The sequence below is a fragment of the Rhizomicrobium palustre genome (assembly GCF_011761565.1).
GTDB lineage: Bacteria > Pseudomonadota > Alphaproteobacteria > Micropepsales > Micropepsaceae > Rhizomicrobium > Rhizomicrobium palustre.
This window is the reverse complement of sequence record NZ_JAASRM010000001.1, coordinates 3,535,777-3,553,021: the sequence shown is the minus strand read 5'-3', so window position 1 is coordinate 3,553,021 and position 17,245 is coordinate 3,535,777. Positions and strand designations below refer to the sequence as shown.

Annotated in this window: 15 protein-coding genes; 5 read left to right on the top strand and 10 right to left on the bottom strand. The window is 59.4% G+C overall.

All coding sequences use genetic code 11. The features are described from left to right. The 3 genes from FHS83_RS15725 to FHS83_RS15715 are packed head-to-tail and all read left to right on the top strand — an operon-like array spanning position 1 to position 2,248. Positions 1-972: a TrbI/VirB10 family protein gene (locus FHS83_RS15725; protein ID WP_167083878.1), complete on the top strand. Its 972-nt coding sequence runs from the start codon at positions 1-3 to the stop codon at positions 970-972. Then, positions 969-1,907: a P-type DNA transfer ATPase VirB11 gene (virB11, locus tag FHS83_RS15720; RefSeq protein WP_208414899.1), complete on the top strand. Its 939-nt coding sequence runs from the start codon at positions 969-971 to the stop codon at positions 1,905-1,907. The genes FHS83_RS15725 and virB11 overlap by 4 nt, the downstream gene beginning before the upstream one ends. Before the next feature lie 35 nt (positions 1,908-1,942). Continuing rightward, positions 1,943-2,248 carry a hypothetical protein gene (locus tag FHS83_RS15715; RefSeq protein ID WP_167083877.1) on the top strand — a complete coding sequence of 102 codons (306 nt, stop codon included), beginning with the start codon at positions 1,943-1,945 and terminating at the stop codon, positions 2,246-2,248. Between the two features lie 5 nt (positions 2,249-2,253). On the opposite strand, the gene FHS83_RS15710 is transcribed toward FHS83_RS15715, so the two are convergent. Together FHS83_RS15710 and hcp are read right to left on the bottom strand one after the other, a co-directional pair. Continuing rightward, entirely contained in the window at positions 2,254-2,880 is a 627-nt protein-coding gene (locus FHS83_RS15710; protein ID WP_167083876.1) for a DUF4142 domain-containing protein, read from the bottom strand. 101 nt (positions 2,881-2,981) lie between these two features. Further along, a complete protein-coding gene (gene hcp / locus FHS83_RS15705; protein ID WP_167083875.1) occupies positions 2,982-4,622 on the bottom strand; it encodes a hydroxylamine reductase in 1,641 nt (546 codons plus the stop codon). Between the two features lie 322 nt (positions 4,623-4,944). Here hcp and FHS83_RS15700 point away from each other — a divergent pair, with 322 nt between their 5' ends. Both FHS83_RS15700 and FHS83_RS15695 read left to right on the top strand, forming a co-directional pair. After that, on the top strand, positions 4,945-5,349 hold the full coding sequence (locus tag FHS83_RS15700; RefSeq protein WP_167083874.1) for a Fur family transcriptional regulator: 405 nt from the start codon (positions 4,945-4,947) through the stop codon (positions 5,347-5,349). 62 nt (positions 5,350-5,411) lie between these two features. Then, positions 5,412-6,485 carry a CobW family GTP-binding protein gene (locus tag FHS83_RS15695; RefSeq protein WP_167083873.1) on the top strand — a complete coding sequence of 358 codons (1,074 nt, stop codon included), beginning with the start codon at positions 5,412-5,414 and terminating at the stop codon, positions 6,483-6,485. A 48-nt stretch (positions 6,486-6,533) separates the two neighbouring features. On the opposite strand, the gene FHS83_RS15690 is transcribed toward FHS83_RS15695, so the two are convergent. From FHS83_RS15690 to FHS83_RS15655, 8 genes are all read right to left on the bottom strand, one after another. Further along, positions 6,534-7,673, bottom strand: a complete 1,140-nt coding sequence (locus FHS83_RS15690; protein WP_167083872.1) for a phosphatidylinositol-specific phospholipase C1-like protein — start codon at positions 7,671-7,673, stop codon at positions 6,534-6,536. Beyond that, a complete protein-coding gene (locus tag FHS83_RS15685; RefSeq protein WP_167083871.1) occupies positions 7,666-9,105 on the bottom strand; it encodes a CehA/McbA family metallohydrolase domain-containing protein in 1,440 nt (479 codons plus the stop codon). Before FHS83_RS15685 ends, FHS83_RS15690 begins: the two co-directional genes overlap by 8 nt. Before the next feature lie 5 nt (positions 9,106-9,110). Next, a complete protein-coding gene (locus FHS83_RS15680; protein WP_167083870.1) occupies positions 9,111-11,153 on the bottom strand; it encodes a phosphocholine-specific phospholipase C in 2,043 nt (680 codons plus the stop codon). Positions 11,154-11,272: 119 nt separating this feature from the next. Next, a complete protein-coding gene (gene pbfA, locus FHS83_RS15675; protein WP_167083869.1) occupies positions 11,273-12,601 on the bottom strand; it encodes a (R)-1-hydroxy-2-aminoethylphosphonate ammonia-lyase in 1,329 nt (442 codons plus the stop codon). A gap of 23 nt (positions 12,602-12,624) precedes the next feature. Then, positions 12,625-13,425, bottom strand: coding sequence for a phosphonoacetaldehyde hydrolase (gene phnX, locus FHS83_RS15670; RefSeq protein ID WP_167083868.1), 801 nt, complete (start codon positions 13,423-13,425; stop codon positions 12,625-12,627). Beyond that, the gene (locus FHS83_RS15665) at positions 13,422-15,089 is read right to left on the bottom strand and encodes a putative 2-aminoethylphosphonate ABC transporter permease subunit (RefSeq protein ID WP_167083867.1); all 1,668 of its coding nucleotides are present in this window, start codon (positions 15,087-15,089) and stop codon (positions 13,422-13,424) included. Before FHS83_RS15665 ends, phnX begins: the two co-directional genes overlap by 4 nt. Continuing rightward, on the bottom strand, positions 15,089-16,174 hold the full coding sequence (locus tag FHS83_RS15660; protein ID WP_167083866.1) for an ABC transporter ATP-binding protein: 1,086 nt from the start codon (positions 16,172-16,174) through the stop codon (positions 15,089-15,091). Before FHS83_RS15660 ends, FHS83_RS15665 begins: the two co-directional genes overlap by 1 nt. After that, positions 16,171-17,187 (bottom strand): putative 2-aminoethylphosphonate ABC transporter substrate-binding protein, encoded by a 1,017-nt coding sequence (locus FHS83_RS15655; protein WP_167083865.1) that lies wholly within the window; start codon positions 17,185-17,187, stop codon positions 16,171-16,173. Before FHS83_RS15655 ends, FHS83_RS15660 begins: the two co-directional genes overlap by 4 nt. Positions 17,188-17,245: the final 58 nt, after the last annotated feature.

Genomic DNA, 17,245 nt, shown 5'->3' with positions numbered 1-17,245 from the left:
ATGGAGCTTGTATCCAAGCGTTTTGTGGTTGACCCGCGCCAGACCATCGATGATACCAGCTTGGAAGCGGCCAGCCGCAACGGGTTTCCGCTCGTTGCCGCCCATGTGCAAAGACGCGACCGCGCCGGGCTTGCCTTAGGCCTTCTTATTTCTCTCGCGCTTGGCGGCTTCACCTTCTGGTCGCTTTCCGGACACGCACCGCAAGCCGAGAAACCAAAACCTGCCCCGCAGGCGCGCGCAGTACCGAAGCCGGTTCCGCAAGCAGCACCAGCTCTTCCTATTGCCGCCGCACCAGTCTTACCAGTTGAAACGCCCAGCGCCCCCACCCCCGCCTTGATCATCGACATGGCCGAGGCGCCCGCAGCCATCCCCGCACCGCCCCCGACCGCCGGAGATGGCGCGGCGGAGACCGTGACCGCGAGCGCGATGGCCCATCCCGCGCAAACCGTGGCGCAAGGCACCATGATTGCCGCCGTGCTGGAGACGGGGCTGAACAGCGATCTTCCCGGCTATGCCCGCGCGATTGTGAGCCGCGATGTGCAAGCCTTCTCCGGTGGCGAGATCCTTATCCCGCGCGGTTCGCATCTCGTCGGGCAATATCGTACCGCGCTGACGAGCGGTCAGCGCCGCGCCTATATCCTGTGGTCCCGACTGATCCGGCCCGATGGGGTTTCGATTGCCATCGGCTCTCCGGCCACCGATTTTTCTGGTGAGACCGGGCTTCCCGGCGAGGTCAATAGCCATTTCTTCGCGCGTTTCGGCTCGGCCATGCTTCTGTCGGCGATCAATCTTCTTTCCACCGTGGGCAGCGCGGGTGTTATCCTTTCTTCCGGCTCTTCGAGCGCCGCAAGTGTCGCCGCGCAAAGTGACAGCCAGATATCGCCCACCATAACCGTGCCTGCGGGGACACCGATCCGCGTCTTCACCGCGCATGACCTCGATTTTTTCGCCGTGAGCGGATCAGAAAAGTGAGTGCGGGCGAATCCGTTTATCTCGCCGCCTATCTGAAGCCGTTCGAGCCTTTTTTGGCGCGCGAGGAAATTTCCGAAATCCTGGTCAACCGGCCCGGCGAGATATGGATTGAGCGCGCAGGCGCAGCCGCTCTAGAACGGCTTGCCGCACCTGACATCGATGATCTTTTGCTGAAGCGGCTCGCCGAACAGGTGGCGCGCGTAACCTATCAAGGCATCAATCGCGAGCGGCCCATTCTCTCCGCAAGTCTTCCTGGCGGCGCGCGCATTCAGATGATCGGGCCACCCGCGGTGCGCCATTGGTGCCTCGCCATTCGCCAGCATCGTTTATGCGAACTGACGTTGGATGATTATAAAGATCATGGCCCTCCGCGTGCACGCGATCTGGAACGGCGGCAGGATGAAGACGTCATCACACAACTGCGCCGGGCGGTGAAGGCGCGCGCCACCATTCTCATCAGCGGCGGCACCTCCAGTGGCAAAACGACCTTTCTCAACGCGCTGCTGCGCGAAATACCCGAGAGCGAGCGCGTCATCCTGGTGGAGGATACGCCGGAGCTTCACCTGCATCATGAAAATGGCCTGGGGTTGGTGGCGGTAAAAGGCGAGCTTGGCGAAGCCAAAATCACTACCGATGATCTATTGCAGGCCGCGCTGCGCCTTCGCCCGGACCGCATGGTGCTTGGGGAAATACGCGGAGCGGAAGCGGTGACGTTTCTGAGGGTAATCAATACCGGCCATCCCGGCTCTTTCACCACCATCCATGCGAATTCGCCTGAAGCGGCACTGGAGCAGCTCGCCCTGGTGGTGATGCAGACAGGACTTGGACTGTCGCGCGCCGACACGCTTTCCTACGCGCGCTCCGTGATTGATGTGGTGGTGCAACTGGAGCGGCGCGGCGGCAAACGCGGCATTTCGGAGGTGATGTTCCTCTGAGAGAGGTCTATGCTGGCCACCTCAGCGAGGCCAAAATGTACCTCATTCAGATTTTATTGCCGCTCAGCGATAATGACGGCCAGCCCTACGACGAACAGCTTATGCAGGGGCTCCAACACCGTTTGACCGAACGTTTCGGCGGCGTGACGGCCTATTCGCGCGCCCCTGCCGAAGGCTGGTGGTCAGCCGGCGGCATGCGCACCAAAGATGACATTATCGTTGTTGAAGTCATGGCACGCGACTTCGACCGCGCGTGGTGGCGAGCGCTGAAACAAGAGCTGGAAGACAGCTTGCGCCAGGAAGAGATCGTCATCCGGGCGCAAGCCTTGGAGCTCTTATAGCCGAATTATTTCTTGGCGGCCTTCATCACCTTATCCAGCTTCTGCGCATCGGCGAGATGCATCTTCACCGCCTTATCGGTATCCGCCGCGAAGGCCTTGATCGCGGTGCTGTCGCCATCCTTGGCATAGCCACGCATCAGGATATCGGCCTCTTTATGGGCCGCCACTTGCTGGGTGATGTAGCGGTGATCGAAATCGGCAGCCGAGGCGCCTTTCAGATTGTCCAGCATACCCTGGCGGCGGCTGTCGACCGTGGTCGGCGGCGTTACCTGAATATTGTTGGCGGAGATGATGCCCTTGAGCTTGGTGGTGGTGCCGGTATGGGCATCGACCATTTTCTGTGCGAAGGCCTTCACATCCGGCGACTGAGCCCGTTCCAGCGCAATCTTGCCGGCGGCCACTTCATACATGTCACTGATAGCCGCCGCAGTGACGAAACCCTTGGTCGTCGAGGTCATCTCTGCGGAGACCTTTCCCACCAATGCCGCCGTGGTATCCTCTACGGCGCTCATGGTTTCCGAATTCTGGCCAGGCCTGGGGCTGGTGTTGTCCTTCTTCTCCATCGACTGCTGGGCAAAAGCGGCCGTGGTAAGCGCGAAGACAGCGGCGGTAGTCAGCAAAAACTTTTTCATGCGTTTCTCTCCGAAGTGTTGCTAGCGCAAATGCTTGGGAGAGAGCGGCGGTTCCAAATTCAAGAAAATGGGGCCCGGAACAACCCGGGCCCTTCAGGTGATTATGCCGACAAGATGTCTTTCAGATCTTGCTCAGGCGTCGTGATCAGCTTCAGCCCGTATTCCTTGTTCAAGACCGCAAGCAGGTTCGGGGTGAGGAAGCCCGGTGCAGTCGGCCCGACGCGAATATTCTTGACGCCGAGGGAGAGCAGCGTCAGCAGGATCACGATGGCCTTTTGCTCGAACCAGGAGAGCACCAGCGACAGCGGCAGATCGTTAACACCGCAACCAAAGGCTTCCGCGAGCGCGAGGGCCAGTTGGATCGCCGAATAGGCATCATTGCACTGGCCGACATCAAGCAGGCGCGGAATGCCGTCGATATCGCCGAACTCCAGCGAATTGAAACGGAACTTTCCGCAAGCCAGCGTCAGGATGATGCTGTCATTGGGCACCGATTGGGCCATCTCGGTGTAATAGGAACGCTGTTTCTTATCGCCATCGCAGCCGCCGATCAGGAAGAAATGCTTGATCTTGCCAGCCTTGACCGCATCGATTACCGCAGGCGCGGCGCCCATCAACGCGTTGCGGGCGAAACCGGTGTGGGTATAGACGGGGGTTTCATCCGCCGCGAAACCCGGAAGGCTTAAGGCCTTCTCGATCACCACGCTGAAATCCTTACCCGTGATGTGGGCGACACCCGGCCAGCCAACGATGGAGCGGGTGTAAAGACGATCCGCATAAGACCCCACATTGGGATCGATCAGACAGTTTGAGGTCATCACGATGGCGCCGGGGAAAACCGCAAATTCCCTTTGCTGGTTCTGCCAGGCGGTGCCGTAATTTCCGACCAGATGGGGATATTTCTTCAGCGCGGGGTAGCCATGGGCCGGCAGCATCTCGCCATTGGTATAGACGTTGATGCCCTTGCCTTCAGTCTGCTGCAGGATGAGTTCAAGATCGTGAAGATCATGGCCTGAGACCAGGATGGCCTTGCCTTTGACGGGCTTCAGATTGACGCGCACCGGCACGGGATGACCGAAGGTATCAGTCTCGCCCTTATCCAGCATCTCCATAACGCGGAAATTCATCCGGCCAATATCGAGAGCAGTCTTCAGAAGCGCATCGCCATCGGCGGGATCGGTGCCGAGATAGGCCATGAAGTTGTGGAAGTCGCCCGCCACATCACTGTCTTCCTGGCCGAGCACGCGTGCATGCTCCATGTATGCCGCTGCGCCTTTCAGCCCATAGAGGCAGAGAAGACGAAGACCCAGCACATCGGCGTTGATCTGATCCTTGTCGCGGTTCAGCGGCACAAGCTTGGCTTCGGCCAGAAGAATGGCGCGTTCCTTGGGCAGGGTGAAATCGGCAGCCACAGGCAGCGCCACTCCGGCGGCAATGCAGGCGGCCTTCAACCGGTCGCGATAGGCTTCGGCTTGGTTCGCGAAAGCGATGATCCGCTCGGGATCGAAATTCACATTGGTCAGGGTTGCGAAAAACGCCTTGGGCACGAAACGGTCGATTTCCGCATCGATGATCCCTGCCTTGCGCGCCGCCTCAGCATAAGCCGAAACGGCCTGCAGCATGCGCACCAGGATATCCTGCAAGTCGGAGACTTCCGAGGTCTTGCCGCACATGCCTTTGACATAGGCGCAACCCGGTCCCTGGGCACCGCGCATGGTATGCTCGCATTGGACGCAAAACATCGGATTCTCCCGTCTGGCGTTGGCGGGCTTCTTCACCGGCCCGGCCAAGCTTAATTGTGGTATTTAATATACCAATTACTGCCGGGTCATTGTGGTATCGTCAATGCATGTTTGAAGGGCGCGCCGGTTGGTCGCAGCCATGAAGGCCTGACGGTATTCTTCCCAATGTGCGTGTGGGCGAAGGCGGGCGAAGCCGCACAATCAGATCGCCCCCCCCAATAGAAACCTCCAAGGTACTAGCACCCCGTTGAAGTATGTTATAACATAACAGCCCTCAGGAATGACAGCCGCCGCGGCGGCCGGATATGTGGATGGGAACGACATGGCACGGCGCAACAGCGAACAAGCAGCCAATCATGAGACCGTGTTTGCGGCCCTCAACGCCAGCCGCAAGCCGATGACGGCCTATGATCTACTTGCCCGCCTTAAGACCAAGGGTATCACGGCGCCCACCACCGTTTATCGCGCGCTGGAACGGCTTTTGGGCGAAGGCCGTGTTCACCGCCTTGAATCCCTCAACGCCTTTATCGCTTGCGAGTGTGCGGATAAGAGCCACACCGCGATGTTCTCGATTTGCGCCGATTGCGGCCAGGCCGAGGAAATCGCCAGCGCCAAGCTGCAAGATGATCTTATGGCGCTCGCCCGGCGCTCCGGCTTCAAACTGAGCCACTCTGTCGTGGAATTGCATGGCCGCTGCAAATCCTGCGCCGCCGAGGCAAAGCACTGAGTGTCCCTTGCGCACTGTTATGTTATAACATACTACGCTCGTCCCCATCAAAGGAAATACCGATGTCCGCCGCCGATGACAGCCGAATTCCGGTAACCTTGCTGACCGGCTTCCTTGGCAGCGGCAAGACCACAATCCTCAACCATCTCTTGCAGCACCCTGCCCTCGCCAACGCCCTGGTCATTATCAACGAATTCGGCGAGATCGGGCTGGATCACGCGCTTCTGGTGCACACCAACGAGGATGTCGTTGTGGAAATGTCGAGCGGCTGCCTTTGCTGCACCATTCGCGGCGATCTTTCCAAAACCCTGCGCGAAGCCCCCTGGCGCTTTGCCCGCAACGGCAAACGCTGGTTCGAACGCGTGGTGATTGAGACCACCGGCATCGCCGATCCCGTTCCAGTGATGCACACGCTGATGATGGATCCCAAGGTCGAGACGCTGTACCGCCTGGACGGCGTCATCACCACGGTCGATGCCGCAACCGCGCTGACCACGCTCGATCGCCAGTTCGAGTCGATCAAGCAGGCCGCCGTTGCCGACATGCTTCTTTTGACCAAGACAGATCTGACCTCAAGCGAAACCACCGAGTTCGTCGAAGCAAGGCTGCACGAACTCAATCCCGCCGCGCCTATTGTTCGCACCACACAGGGTGCTGTCGATCCAGCCCTGCTGTTCGGCACCGGTCTGCATATGCCGGCCGCCAGAACGGAAGACGTCAAGCGCTGGCTGAGCGCAGAGGCCTATGAGCATGAAACCAAGCACGGCCATGACCATGACGAGCACCATCATCACGACGTCAACCGCCATGGCAAGGATATCAGCGCCGTCTGCGTGACGGTGGACGATCCCATTCATCCCGAAGTGTTCAACGGCTGGCTGGGGCTGCTGGCCGCCTTTCGCGGGCCGGACCTTCTGCGCATCAAAGGCATGGTGAACATCATTGGCGAGCCTGGTCCCGTGGTCATCCACGGCGTGCAGCACATCTTCCACCCCTCGCAATCGCTCCCCGCCTGGCCCGACGACGACCGCCGCTCCCGTATCGTTTTCATCGGGCGCAATCTTCCGGCGGATAAACTGCGCGAATCTCTGGCCGTTCTTGTTGCGGATTACGCAGCAAGACACCCGAGTGTATGAACGGCTTACGCCAGCAGATTTTGGATGGGTAAAGGACGATCTTTCCCGCTATCGCGCGCAGTTTTCCGTCGATGAGATAGGATTACAGCGTGCGGGCGCATGGCTCGGCAGAACAACCGCATAGGGACCGAAATCGGCCCTTGGTTCAGGGTAATCGGTTGAGACGTATTGAGCCCCGGAAGCAAAAGCCGCATCGCGACGGGACTCATCGTTGATGCGGGCTTCATGGGTTCCAGCATCGGCCCGCGTGCGCACGACAAAACCGGCCTTCACATCCGCTTGGATGCGCTTGGCCTCGGCAATCGGCTCATTAAGCGTGAAGTACGCCGCGTGCGGCGCATCCTCGCCCACAGAGTTGACGAACATTGCCAATCCTTCTAGCGAGGCGTGCCCACGCATATAGACCTCAACAACCTCTGGGCCCTCATCCAGCGCCAAGAGGAACTTGCCCCGGGCCTTTTCCAGTATAGGCCAGCCGCCTGCCAGCACCGCCTCGCGTAGTGTTTTATGGCTACCGCGCACCATATCCGGCGTGATCAGCTTATCAGCCCCCAATGCGGATCGAATTTCGCCATCCAGCGCATCAAAGGCCTGCGCATCGAAAGATAGCGGCGCTACCCCGCCCGGTGCATCCGCCTTACCTTGTTTCGCGTTCATGGTGATCAGGATTGGCACATGCCGGGGATGGGCGTCGGACCAGGCCCGGATTTGCTGCAAGCACATCACCAATGTGGCGCATTGGCTGCGAACATCCACATCCGGAACATGCAGCACCTTGAATCCGGGTTCGGCCATGGCGGTTGCGTCATAGGGATCGGTCCCGCCGCTCTGAGAAATACGTTGCGGCAGCATCGGATGCGCATAGCGGCCGCCTTGCGGATCATAGACCACATCCAGCTCCAAGGCCCGCATCCCCATATCGAGCTGCTGCGCCAGAGGGCGGTGGCCATAATCGAGCTCGATTGCATCCTGAGGCGAATATTTGCGGATCACCGCAAGTTCAGCCGGTGGAATGGCGCGCTTGTAGCTGTTGTGGGTACCCACAACTTGCAGCTCATTAAGCCGTACACCCGATGCCGGACAAGCCCCTTCGAGCGCGGCGGGGCTGCAGGATGCAGCGGTCGCGACTTGGATCGAGACTAGGCTCAAAATCGCGATCGCGGCGCTACGAAGCCAGAGTCTAGGCATGGGACTGCTCTTTCAACGAGAGGAATATGGGATTTGAGTAGAACCATAGATCGGTCCAGGGATTTTCGTCGCGCGCGTCGGGCAGCGGCTCCAACTCTGAACCATTCGTACCCCGTACGCGCAAATAGGAATTGGCAAAGACGTGCTTCAGCACAAAACGCATCGTGAGCACGCCATTTCTCCGTGTCCAATCCTTAGCGGTGAAGCGGCGAATAACCCTTGTGCTGGGGTTGGCGATGGCTGATGGATCCGCGTCACGTCCGGTAACTTTTCCCATGATGAGATCAATACGGGCGAGCTTGGGATGCGCACCCTTCGCGTTGGGGCCCGATGGCTCCCGCACCGCGATGATAATCGTGACATTCTCACTTTGGCGCACAGCCAAGGTCTCACCCATCCCCGCCCGTAAGCGGCCAACCGAGGCTGTAACGGCAAGCGCGGAGATCAGATCACCCGTCGTCACGAAGATGCGCCCGTTCCGCAAACCATCCAATATGTCGGCTGGATCACGGCGGGCATAGACATAGGTCTTGGAGTATTGGCCTGGCCAGAAATCCTCGCCACCATCGGCGAGATTATGATGAGAATCGGAATTGGCTGTGATCCACCAATGCCGCCCCTCGCCCAGCATGGCATCCCAAACGCCGCCAAGCTGAGCCGTCATGATATCGAAACCGCCGTAGGTCGGCAGCTTCTTATAAAGGCCACGGCCACGCGGAGACGGCCCAGGCTTCATGGAACCCGCCTGATGACCTGGTGCGCCTTCCATGCCGACCGCAACCTCAGGCGCCGCATCATTCCAGGCGCGCATATCGCTGGGCGTATGACCGCCTTCGGGATCGCCGACGAACGCGGACCCGCGCGAGGGATGATTGGCAAAGACCAGCGGCTTGGGCGAAAGCCCATTCATCTCCCGCAGAGCCTGCAGCATGAGCTCGGTGCGATCACGGGCCGGATCGTGGGGATAGACTTCGTTCGCGTCATAGGCGGATTCGAGCCGCAGCAGCCGCTCGCGCTCGTCTGCGGTGATGGGCAAAATCAAACTGGCATGATCACCGCCTGGGGAGTCGAGTTCCAGCCCGTAAAACTGGATTACCTCCGGCACCGCGGCACGCGACTGGAGCAAGGCAGCGTAGGATTTCTGGAAATGCAATTGCGAAAGGCCGGGCCCGCCATGGTCGGTCATCGCCATCCAGGACAGGCCGAAGCTCAAGCCGCGGCGCGCGTTTTCCGAGATTGGATAAATACCATCCGTTCCCAAGCCATAGGACGCGACATCACCTTTGCGCGCGCCTTCCGGATAGCCGCCGCTGAACAGGCTATGGACATGATGATCACCCGCGAGCCACGCGCGGCCGTCGCTGCCGTCAGGCGCGGCGGAAACCGACAGCGCGCCAACCAGCAGCGACCATATACAAAGCCGCTTAATCATCGCGCCTAGCCGAGCGCGGGATCACTGCGGCTGACCTTGCCGGTTTCGACATGGCCAGAGAAGCGCAGGCGCTGTGCCCCGGCCGTGATGGAAAGATCATACCAGTGGTCATGGGCTGCGATCTCCCAACGGTCCTGAATGGTCTGTCCGGCAAGAAGCGAAAGCACATGCGCATTGCCCGAGGCATAGTCATCCACCACGGTGACCGGAATATTCTTGGCTGAAGTGTTGCGCAGCGTGAGAACCACAGCGTCCGCATCGGCCGACAATTCGGCGAGAACCGGGCTTTCCCCCGCCTCGCCCTGATAGGCACGGAAGAAGCCGTTCGGACCATGCACGGTGAAGTGATATTTTCCTTTCACCGCGATCTCATCCTCCAGCGTCTTGCCCGCTTCCACGGTGTAGAACCACGGCCCGTCCTTCTGGCCTTCGGCGTAAGCAATGAAGCAGGCACCCGCAGTGCCGGTATTTCTCATGCGAAGAACGAATTTTCCGTTCTCAATCTTGGCGTCGCAGGACAGCGCATAAGGCAGCGGCCGCGCCAAACGCTGGCCTTTTTCCTGGCGCGGCAGCGGCGCGTCATGCACCGGCGTGGTTTTCGGCAACTTCTTTGCCGCTTCGACACGCTGCGAGTAATCGGAGGTGTCGGGCAGAATGACGTCCCACGGCTCCTCGGCTTTCGAAAAATCGAAGGCAGAGGTGAGATCGCCGCACACCGCACGGCGCCAAGGCGTGATGTTGGTTTCCGTCACCCCGAAGCGCTGCTCCAGGAAGCGCAAAACAGAGCTGTGATCAAAGAGCTGCGAATTGACAAATCCGCCCTTGGTCCAAGGCGAGATGACAAACATCGGTACGCGCGGGCCGAGCCCGAAAGGCACGCCATGATAGACTTCGCCGGTCGCCGCGACCGTGCTCTTGCCGATATCCGCCGTCGGCGCGGGTATCGGAATTGGCATGTGGTCGAAAAGCCCGTCATTCTCATCGAAATTGACAAAGAGAACCGTCTTCGACCAGATATCGGGATAGGCAGCCAAAAGGCCGAGCAGCTTGGAGATGAATTCCTCGCCATAGGCGGGCGATGAGGTCGCGGGATGTTCACTGAGGAGCGCCGAGGTAACGATCCAGCTCACCTGCGGGAACTCACCCTTCTTCAGCGCCGCTTCCATCTCCGCCAACAGATATTCACCACGCGAGGTCAGCTTGGTGTCCGGATTGGACCCTGCCGCATAAGTGCGCCCGCGCTTATAGAGGTTGGAGTTCTTATCGATGAAGCGGAAGTTCTTGAAATAGGTCAGCGGATTATCGTCGAAATTATCGTATTCCTGATAGACCTTCCAACTGATCCCTGCTGCTTCCAGCCGCTCGGCATAGGTGGTCCATTCCCAGGCCTTGAAGGATTTGGAGTCGAGCGCGGCATCGGCCGTGCCATTGCTTTCACCATCCGGATTCGTGATGGCCTGTTCGCCGTCATTACCCGCATTCACGCCGCTGGTTCCTGTCCAGAGGAACAGGCGGTTGGGATTGGTGGGGCCGAACACCGAGCAATGATAGTTGTCGCAAATGGTGAAGGCATCCGCGAGCGCGTAATGGAAAGGCAGATCCTCGCGGGTGAAATAGCCCATGGTCATCGGACCTTTCTTTTGCACCCAGGCGTCATGATGCTTCCAGGCGTCGTGGCTTTTCTTCCAGCTATGATCGGTGCTGGGCACAACCAGCGCATCGGTCGCCTTGGTGTCAAAATGGAACGGCGACAGCGGTTTGCCTTTCGCATCAGGCTGCTGCCACACCGGCTTGCCCCCAGGAAGCGTGATCGGATGCGGATCGGAAAAGCCGCGCACGCCGCGCAGCGTGCCGAAATAGTGATCGAAGGAACGGTTTTCCTGCATCAGGATGATCACATGCTCGACATCCTTGATGGTGCCGGTCTTGCGGTTCGGCGCGACAGCCAAGGCCTTCTGGATCGACGGCGGAAGCATAGCCATCGCCGCACCAGCGCCCAATGAAGCAGTTGCAAGCTTGATAAAACCTCTACGTGATCCTTCGGCCATAGCGTGCCCTCACCCTTTATATGCAGCGCGAAGGCTAGGCGCGCTGTATGACAGTGATGTGGAGTTTTTTGGATATCGCCGTTACCGCGGCAAAATACCCACACAAACAGGCAAGAAGATTAAGCCTCGTTGCGCAAGACATCCGTCACAATATCGAATGCTTGTGCCAGTTCGGCTTCGCTGATCGTCAGCGGCGGACAGAGCGTGATGACATTGCCGCCGCCAATCTTGAAACTGAGGCAGCGTTCCAGGGAGCGATACATTGCGCTATCGGCCCGCGCGGCACTCTCAACTTCGATGCCGAAATAAAGCCCCAACCCGCGTACCGCGCGCACACCGGGAAGAGCGCCCACACGCCGACGCAAATCATCGAGCGCCCACGCGCCAAGATCAGCCGCTTTGGCGACCAGCCCCTCCTCTTCGATCACCGACAATGTTGCGAGCGCCGCCGCGCATCCCACGGGACTTTTTTCATGGGTGTAATGCCCGATAGCGCGATCTGACACCGCATCAAGATCGCCACGAGCGATCAACGCCGCCAACGGGAAAATGCCGCCGCCAAGACCTTTTCCCAGCACCAGCATGTCGGGGACAACACCCGTCTGTTCCGTCACGAACATAGTGCCGCTGCGGCCAAGACCGCTTGGGATTTCATCAAAGATCAACAGAGCCCCGTGGCGATCACAGCTTTGGCGCACGCGCTGCCAAAATCCGGGCGGCGGCGGCTCAACCGTGGTCCAGCGCATCGGTTCGGCAATCACCGCGCCAACATCACCCTGCACGCCCAGAACATAGTCGATATAATCGGCTAGCCGGAGCGGAGCTTCCGCATCATCGCCAAAAAAACGCCGGGCCAGCGAGGGAGGCGGGACATGCTCCGTGCCCGGAAGAAGCGGACCTGCGCCGCGGCGAAACTGCGCTTCCCCACCTACGGAGATCGCATCGAGCGAAGCGCCGTGAAAGGAATCCCACATCGAAACGGTCTTGTGGCGGCCCGTAACATGGCGCGCGAGCTTCAAGGCCATACCGATGGCGCTGGTACCACCTGGCGCAAAGAGGATTTTGCTCAAATCCCCGGGCGCCAAAGACGCAAGTTTCGCGGCCAGCGAAATCGCCGGCGCATTGGTGTAGCGCCGCGGGCAAAATGGCAATGTCTCGATCTGCTCGCGCATGGCCTGCACAACGCGCGGATGACCATAGCCAACATGATGCGCGGCATTGCCATGGAAATCCATGATGCGCCGCCCGTCCGTGTTGATGAGATAAATGCCTTCGGCGCCCGCGATCGCATCCAGGCAGGGCGTGGAGAGAGATTGATGGATAAACCAGCGCGCATCTTCCTCGAGCAAGCCCCGCGCCTCAGCACTGACATGATCCTTCAGCCAACCCGTCTTGTTGGGGCTGAGATTGGTGTCGCCTTCGGCGAAATCGAAAATATCCTGGGTCATCCCAATGCCGTGTGTTGAGAAGTTTACGGACGCGCACCAACCCTGAGCCGGGCGGCAATATGGTGCAGCACCGGCATAAGATCAGCGACCGTCTCAATGACATAATGCGCCCCGGCCAATTCAAGTGCGCGGCGCGCAGCAGCGATTTTGACCAGCCGCTCCTGTTGCGGCAGAGCCATCAATTCTTCGAAGGAAAGGCCAACGCCATTGCCAGAGGCAGCGACACCAATGCTCCACGCGCCCGCATTCACCCCTTCGGCAATGCCTGAGGGCGCATCATCGACCTTGACGATATGCTGCATCGGCCAGATGCCGAGATCAGCCGCAAGACGATATATCATCAACGGGCTTGGCCGCCCGGCGCGCGTATCACCCGCACACATCACTGCATCTGGTCGATAGCCTTGCGCTCCCGCGCGGGCAATGACTGGCCCCATAGTCGCGGCGGAATATCCCGTGGTCGAACCGATACGAAGCCCGGCCGCGCACAAAGCGCTGTAGGTCTCCGCCGCACCGGAGATGAGTTGAGAGGCTTCCACCGCCGCAGCCGCAATCAAAGGTTCGAGACGGCGGTGAATCCGTTCGACATCCATCTCCTCAGGCAGACGGCCATGGAGCTCACGCCACCTGTCGGAGAGCCGGCCCAGCAAACACCGCACATGATCTTTTTTGGCAAGGCCCATATCGGCGCGGATAATCTCTTCGCCGATTGAGAGACCTTCTTCAGCCAGCGCCGCCTGCATGGCTTTCACCGGCGCGGTGCAGCCGAAATCAATCATGGTTCCGGCCCAATCAAAGACCACCATTTTGAGCGGCTCTATCATGCGGCGGCCTCACTCACGAGAATTTCCGGGCGGTTGAAACGGCCACGCTGTGCAAAGAGCCAATGCCCCAGAATGCGCGCGGCCAAATTCACATAGAAAATCACCATGCCCATGGCTGCAGCGGGCGCGAGATCGCCTGCGTCATCCATATTGAGCACCGCTACGGCTGCGAGCTTGAAACCCGGCGGATAGAGGAACATCACCACCGACACCGTGGTCATGGCGTTGACGAAGAGATAAAGCGCGATTTCCATCAGCACCGGCGCTGAAACCGGCAGAGCAACAAGACGCAAGACACTGAAACGGCTGCGGCCAAGGCTTTGGGCGACAGGCTCTAGCTCCTTATCCAACGCTTTCACCGCGCCTACGGCACTCAAATGCGCCACGGTATAGAAATGCGTGATATTGGCGATAAGAAGCAGCGCCACGGAGCCATAGATAATATGCAACGGATTGGCCGGAGCGTTGAAAAACAACACATAGGCAAGGCCGAGAGCTAATCCCGGCACAGCCGCCGGAAGCAAGGCGATGCGCGAAAATAGGCCACGCAGGAATGCTGCCTCTTTCATCCGCTCTGAAATATAAGCGCCCAGAAACGCAATCGCGGTGCCGCAAAGCGCTGTCGCCCCAGCCAGTATGACGGAATTTGTCACCGCATCCCAGCCACCGCCATCATAACGATCAAGCCCGTAATGCGCCGTGGTCAGCGACAAATCGTAAGGCCAGAGACGCACCAGTGCCACCAACTGGCAGACTGCCAAGAAAAGGCCAATCCCCCCTGCGAGGCTATAGCACACCAGCCCCACAAGGCGATCGCGCAGCTTATGGCGCACAGGCGAGAGGCGCTTAGCGCGCGCCGATACCGAAGCCGCATGGCGCTTAGCAGCCGCACGCTCGAACAGAATGGCAAGGAAGCTCGGCAGCATCAACAGTATCGCAGCGACCGCGCCAAGCTCGAAATTCTGCTGCCCCAGAACTTGCTTATAGATAACGATTGCCAGGACATCGAAATCGCCGCCAATGACTTTTGGCGCGCCGATATCGGTGATGGTCAAAGCAAATACGACCAACGCCGACGAAACCAAGCCATAGCGCGCGGAGGGAATGGTGATGGTCCAGAATTTACGCCAACTGCCCGCCCCCAGCAGCGTCGCCTGCTCATAAAGCCGCGCATCGGCGTTTCTGAGCGCGGTGCGCAAAATAATGATCGCATGCGGCAGCGTGGCGATGGCATCCGCGAAGAGCACGCCGGGAAAGCCGTAGATATTCGCGCCGCCCAGGAGTGGCGTCAAAATCCCTTGGCGGCCGAAGAGATAAATCAGCACCAAAGCTGGCAGAAGCGAAGGCACCAGAAGCGGTACCGCGGCCATGGCCGAAAGTATGGCTTTGCCCGGCAATAACGCACGCTCCAAGCCATAGGCAAATGCAAAAGCCAGCGGCACGACCAAAGCGACAGTCGCACCGCCCAGAAAAGCGGTGTTGACTAGCGCGGTGAGAAGCCCGGGCGTTTTGATATACGCGGCGTAATGGGCCAGCGTGAAACCATCCGGGCCGGAAAAACTGCGATAGACCAAAATCCCTAAGGGCAGTGCCACCGCGATCATTGCGGCCAAGACGAGACACGCCAGTACAAGAGCCGCGAGAGAGAGGCGAAAACGCGCCATCAACGCGCACCCGCCGGGAAGATATGCAGGCGTGACGCGGGCAGAAAGATCTGAAGCTCCGCCCCCTCTATATGGGATCGGCCAAGGCGTTGCGGCAGGTCCAACGCGAGCATGGCCCCTGATTGCGGTTCCACGGCTTCCAAGCGCATCGTGCTGCCCAAAAATTCGCGGCGCTGCACACGCAAGGTGAGTGCAACGCCTGCGCCATCTTCGGCGAGCGCGACGTCTTCCGGGCGAATGCCCAGATCGATGTCTACCCCCGGCAAAATGGGGCCCGTATCGGCCGGAAAGGAAAAGCCGCTGGCGAGCTGCACTACACCTGCGGCAAGGACCTTAGCCGCGAGAAAATTCATGCGTCCGAGGAAGTTCGCAACGAAACGGCTTTTAGGATGACAATAGAGCTCAAAGGGTGACCCCGCCTGCACAATGCGGCCTTGCTCCATGAGCGCAATACGATCGGCAACCGCCAAAGCTTCGCTTTGGTCATGGGTCACCATCACGGTGGTCACCCCAAGACGCTGCTGCAAAGACTTAAGCTCGCTGCGCAACTGAACACGCAATTGCGCATCCAAGGCCGATAAAGGTTCGTCCAGGAGGAGTACGCTTGGTTCTGGCGCCAAAGCACGGGCAATCGCAACACGCTGCTGCTGACCGCCGGAAAGTTCTTCGGGTTTGCGCTTGGCAAAACCGGCGAGCCCCACCGTATCCAGCAGCGCGTCCACACGATCCTGGATCTGGCGGCGGCTCCAGCCGCGCGGCAAGCCGTAAGCGATGTTGCGCGCCACCGTCAGATTGGGAAACAGCGCATAGGATTGAAACACCAACCCCATATTGCGAGAAGCCGCAGAGCTGAATGTGATATCCCGGCCACCGCATAGAATGGCACCCTGCTCGGTCGTTTCGAGTCCACAGAGAACCCGCAGCAATGTGGTTTTGCCGCAACCGGACGGCCCCACCAGACAGGTGAAGGACCCCGCTTCAACATCTAGCGTCACATCTTTCAGAACATCCTGATGGCCGAAGCGTTTGCTGATTCCGGTCAGCTTCAGCAAAGGCTCTGCGGCAATGGCCTGATGCGCGTTCATGGCGTGGGCGCCTTATGCGCGGCGTATCGTGCAGACCAGGTATCGATGACGCGCGTGCGATTTTGGGCAAGCCAATTGAGATCCGCTTTGGCAAGGCGCGAAGGCAGATCGCTAGGCAAATTGGTCACCGGCGCGGCAAGCTTGGGCACCGCGACCACGGCAAAGCTTTTGGCATAAACCCGCATGGCATCGGCCGACATCGCCCAATCCATGAAAGCCTCGGCTTCTTTAGAATGCTTGGTTCCGGCGATGATGGCAGAGGCTTCAATATCCCAGCCCGTCCCCTCTTTGGGAATGACGATCTCGATAGGCGCGCCCTCGCCTTTGGTTTTGGCCGCACGGAAATCAAAGGAAAGGCCGATGGGGATTTCACCGCGCGCCGCATCCTTGCAGGGTTTGGAGCCGGAATGGACATATTGGGCGATGTTCTTATCGAGCCTATTCATATAGTCCCAGCCTTTGGCTTCACCCCACATCTGCAACCAGGCCGATATGGTCAGAAGACCCGTGCCCGATGAGCCGGGATCCGGCATCACGATCATGCCGCGATAGATCGGCTTGGTGAGGTCTTCCCAGCTTTGCGGCACCGGGACGTTCCGCTTGGCGATCTCGACGGTATTGACACAAATCGCGGACGACCACAGCGCCTCACCGCTCCAATGCGGCGGCGTGCGCGGATCATTGAACCGCGCATCGCGACCAGGCTCGCCTCTCGGCGTGTAAGGCTGCAGCATCTTTTCCGCATCAAGCTGCAAAAGCGAAGACGCCGCTAAGGCAAAAACCACATCGGCTTGCGGCGCATTCTTCTCCGCGAGAAGCTTGGCTGTGACGACGCCCGTGGAATCGCGCACCCAGACAAGCTCGATTTCAGGATGGGCTTTGTGAAATGCAGCCTCGTAGGCAGGCAACTGATCGGCTTCCGCGGCGGTATAAACCACCAACTTATGCTTTTGCTCCTGACAGCCGCCAAGCAGCAGCGCCATGGCACAAATGACGATCCCGCTGAACTTCATGCCTGCCCCCTTGACCGTTTCACGCAACGCAACACCACGAAAAAGGGCACGCACCGAC

Bases quoted from the DNA above. Each gene is read 5' to 3' on its own strand.
- FHS83_RS15725 (WP_167083878.1), top strand. From the start codon at position 1: ATGGAGCTTGTATCCAAGCGTTTTGTGGTTGACCCGCGCCAGACCATC.
- FHS83_RS15715 (WP_167083877.1), top strand. From the start codon at position 1,943: ATGTACCTCATTCAGATTTTATTGCCGCTCAGCGATAATGACGGCCAG.
- FHS83_RS15710 (WP_167083876.1), bottom strand. From the start codon at position 2,880: ATGAAAAAGTTTTTGCTGACTACCGCCGCTGTCTTCGCGCTTACCACG.
- hcp (WP_167083875.1), bottom strand. From the start codon at position 4,622: ATGTTTTGCGTCCAATGCGAGCATACCATGCGCGGTGCCCAGGGACCG.
- FHS83_RS15700 (WP_167083874.1), top strand. From the start codon at position 4,945: ATGGCACGGCGCAACAGCGAACAAGCAGCCAATCATGAGACCGTGTTT.
- FHS83_RS15695 (WP_167083873.1), top strand. From the start codon at position 5,412: ATGTCCGCCGCCGATGACAGCCGAATTCCGGTAACCTTGCTGACCGGC.
- FHS83_RS15690 (WP_167083872.1), bottom strand. From the start codon at position 7,673: ATGCCTAGACTCTGGCTTCGTAGCGCCGCGATCGCGATTTTGAGCCTA.
- FHS83_RS15685 (WP_167083871.1), bottom strand. From the start codon at position 9,105: ATGATTAAGCGGCTTTGTATATGGTCGCTGCTGGTTGGCGCGCTGTCG.
- FHS83_RS15680 (WP_167083870.1), bottom strand. From the start codon at position 11,153: ATGGCCGAAGGATCACGTAGAGGTTTTATCAAGCTTGCAACTGCTTCA.
- pbfA (WP_167083869.1), bottom strand. From the start codon at position 12,601: ATGACCCAGGATATTTTCGATTTCGCCGAAGGCGACACCAATCTCAGC.
- phnX (WP_167083868.1), bottom strand. From the start codon at position 13,425: ATGATAGAGCCGCTCAAAATGGTGGTCTTTGATTGGGCCGGAACCATG.
- FHS83_RS15665 (WP_167083867.1), bottom strand. From the start codon at position 15,089: ATGGCGCGTTTTCGCCTCTCTCTCGCGGCTCTTGTACTGGCGTGTCTC.
- FHS83_RS15660 (WP_167083866.1), bottom strand. From the start codon at position 16,174: ATGAACGCGCATCAGGCCATTGCCGCAGAGCCTTTGCTGAAGCTGACC.
- FHS83_RS15655 (WP_167083865.1), bottom strand. From the start codon at position 17,187: ATGAAGTTCAGCGGGATCGTCATTTGTGCCATGGCGCTGCTGCTTGGC.